2 protein-coding genes and 1 pseudogene are annotated in these 3289 nt (G+C 39.9%); 1 reads left to right on the top strand and 2 read right to left on the bottom strand.

Translation table 11 applies throughout. The features are described from left to right. Positions 1–82: 82 nt before the first annotated feature. Entirely contained in the window at positions 83–1354 is a 1272-nt protein-coding gene (locus tag HFP08_RS28665; protein WP_168124057.1) for a hypothetical protein, read from the bottom strand. Positions 1355–1601: 247 nt separating this feature from the next. On the opposite strand from HFP08_RS28665, the gene HFP08_RS28660 reads away from it, so the two are divergent. Further along, positions 1602–2300 (top strand): stalk domain-containing protein, encoded by a 699-nt coding sequence (locus HFP08_RS28660; RefSeq protein WP_168124056.1) that lies wholly within the window; start codon positions 1602–1604, stop codon positions 2298–2300. 1 nt (position 2301) lies between these two features. Here the strand turns inward: HFP08_RS28660 and HFP08_RS28655 are convergent. Further along, positions 2302–3289 (bottom strand): annotated as a pseudogene (locus tag HFP08_RS28655) (hypothetical protein); the annotation flags it as partial.

Genomic DNA, 3289 nt, shown 5'->3' with positions numbered 1-3289 from the left:
TCCGGCGTAGGAACCGTAAGGATATCACAGATTCGCTTGATTGGGTTGTTTTACCATGTGTCCATTTTTTGACGAGAACTTTTCACTGTCCAGAGACTTTAATATCTCCAAAATTTGAGGTTAGCACTGTCCCTGCCCCACCACCAGATCTAGAACTTATATTACTGCCCGAAATATTTCCTTGTATTGTCGCATTAGTGGCAACTAGACTTCCATTTACACCAACCCTGAATGGAGCGTTAGCAAAATTCTGATGCCCTAGCCAAATGCCAGTACTGTCAGCTTTAAATACGTTGTTATTCCCTAGTGAACCTATTTCGATTGTTCCACCAAGAAAATTGGCAGTTTTAATACTTCTACCATCAATAAAACTGCCACCATTGTAATTACCACCGGCGATAGCTGCAGAAGTAGATATTGCACTATTCGCGGTAGATTGAGCATTACCGGCAGCGCTCGCAGCACCGCTTGCAACAGGATCAGTATTCACATTAGCCCAACTAATGCTACCGCTATTCATAGTAATATTACCGCTGAAATTCCCATTACTTGCAGTCAATGTACCATCAGAAGCAACACCAAATTTGCTTCCAATCTGCATTGTGCCTCCAGTGACTTGAACATTGGAGGCTTTCATTTTGCCTGTCAAATCGACGCTGAAGGGGGCGTTGGCGAAGGTAGAGCTTCCCAATGAAATGCCATTTGAATCAGCTTTAAATAAGCTATTGCCAGACCCGATTTCAACCTTGCCTTTGAAAATGACATCGCCATTCGTATCCAGCACGATCTGATCACTCCACACAGGGCTCGCCGTAGTGCCTATGTTTTTTTGCAATAATAGACCGTCGGTTGCATTGAGCTTAATTCGACTCTTCTTATCTGTTCGCGTGATAACCAAATCCATTTCGGTTGCCGTCATTCCATTATCGTCAATGGTAAATGAGCCTGATTGATTTGTAACAGTAAGGTCGTTCCCTGCAATTAATTGTCCGACTATACGTTCTGCGATGATACCCCGATTGGTGACGGCTGTACGCCAGTGCTTTCCTGAGTCAGAACTAATGGCCAGAACTCCGTTCTGAATGATCAACATTTTGGAAGGATCACTCGAATCACTTACAATAATCCCTCTGCGAGACATACTAATTGAATTGTTCAATCCACCTTCAATTTGTCTGTCAATCGCACTCCAGGTCGTGTTTAATATCTGCGAAACTTCATCTGTTCGCTCAATGTTGTTGTCATAGGCATATTTATTGGCGGCAAAAGAATTGGATGTACTAATCGCACTTTTTATTTGAGCAACCTGTTTGTCCTGGAAGAGCAGATTCTTGGAGACATTGCTAATGGTCAAACTAATCGTATCGCTTTCGTAGTCTGTACGAATTCCGATAATCTTGGCAGTAATATGTATATCAGATAACTCGTAATCAACGTTAATAAAATCACCTACGAACCTTGCTTCTATCCGAGCTTTCCTTCATATCTAGCATGTTGAACAAAGCGGATTTAGTTTTCTTGCACAATATCTTGGAAAAATGTGTTACTATTATGATGATCAATTGGATAACACATAATCAAAATCAAACGGAGGTTTCACAATGAAAAAACTAACCATAGGCGCAACTAGTTTTATTGCAGGAGCATTGCTTATGACAACTTTAACAGCATTTGCAGACACAGCAAAACAATTTGTCTTAACTACTCTTAACTTCCCAGTAATTATTAATGGAACAGAGTTTAAGAGTGATGACCTGCCCTTTATGAACTACAACGGGAATACTTATGTACCACTCAAAAGAGTTGGTGATATGCTCGATGTTCCCGTTAACTGGAATGATAAATTAAAACAGGTTGAGATTGGTAACGTAATCAAAGAGACTGGGAATGAGAACATTAGGGTGCAAAATTCACCTAAAATAATAAATTTAACAAAGGGACAGTGGATGGTAGACATAGATAACTTTGAAATCATTGAACGAGAGAATGAAGAAACAAATTTGTTTAAATATAATATCAAAATTACCATCCCCAAAGAGTATCCTACACGCCCAATGCTCTTTGATGCTGTTTTTGGGTACTCATTATTTTTTCAAGGGGAAATAGAATTTTATGAATCAGTGCCAGTGGAAGCTTTGAAAAAGATTGATGGAAATACTGGATTATACACGGGTGATAATATATATGAGATTAGAAGACCCATTAAAAAAGGTTTTAGTCCAGATCAATTTGGTATAAGATATAGTTTAAACGATGATTCAGACCATTATTCCGAATACCTTATGTGGGATATTCAATAGACTATGCAAATTTTGCGAAAAGTCCACTAACATTGTCAGTATTTGAAAAATCGACATTCCCATAAAATGTAGTGTTAGTGCTTGATTGTCCTCCAGATTGTCCAATGTGGATACTTGGAAGCAGCAATTCCAAAAGTTGTCCTTGAATTGAAACTGCTCCTTGATGATATAGTAATAAATTTTCTTTGAAGTCATCACGCCAATTGGTTATATAACCTATTCGTGAGTCAGAAGTAAACCATTCAATGCGGCCGTTAGAGCCATCTAGAGACATCCCTTTTTTAGTGTTGCCATCAATGGAATCAAGACGAGAGCCTTCTAACTTCAAATATTGACCGGAAGTTTCAGTCATGATTATCGGGGAATAGATAATTTTATTATTAATAAATGATCCCCCGCTATAGTTTCCAGAAGCAATAGCAGCGGCCATGCTTTGGGCACTATTTGCCGCAGACTGGGCATTACCGGCAGCACTCGCAGCTCCACTAGCAACAGGATCACTGTTAGTGTTAGCCCAATTTATACTACCGCCATTCATGTTTATGTTGCCGCTAATATTAGCGTTATTGGCAGTCAATGTGCCATCAGAAGCAACACCAAATTTACTTCCTATTTGCATAGTGCCTCCAGTGACTTGAACATTGGAGGCTTTCATTTTGCCTGTCAAATCGACGCTGAACGGGGCGTTGGCGAAGGTAGAGCTTCCCAATGAAATGCCATTTGAATCAGCTTTGAATAGGCTGTTCCCAGAACCGATTTCAACCTTGCCTTTGAAAATGACATCGCCATTCGTATCCAGTACGATTTGATCACTCCACACAGGGCTCGCCGTAGTGCCTATGTTTTTTTGCAATAATAGCCCGTCGGTTGCATTGAGCTTAATTTGACTCTTCTTATCTGTTCGAGTGATGACCAAATCCATTTCTGTTGCAGTTATCCCATTATCGTCAATGGTAAATGAGCCTGATTGATTGGTAATCGTAAGATTG

Origin of the sequence: Paenibacillus sp. HB172176, assembly GCF_011947265.1 — a bacterium.
Classification (GTDB): Bacteria; Bacillota; Bacilli; order Paenibacillales; family Paenibacillaceae; genus Pristimantibacillus.
This window is presented reverse-complemented; position numbering and strand designations above follow the sequence as displayed.

Coding starts and splice junctions, on each gene's coding strand:
- HFP08_RS28660 (WP_168124056.1), top strand. CDS start 1,602: ATGAAAAAACTAACCATAGGCGCAACTAGTTTTATTGCAGGAGCATTG.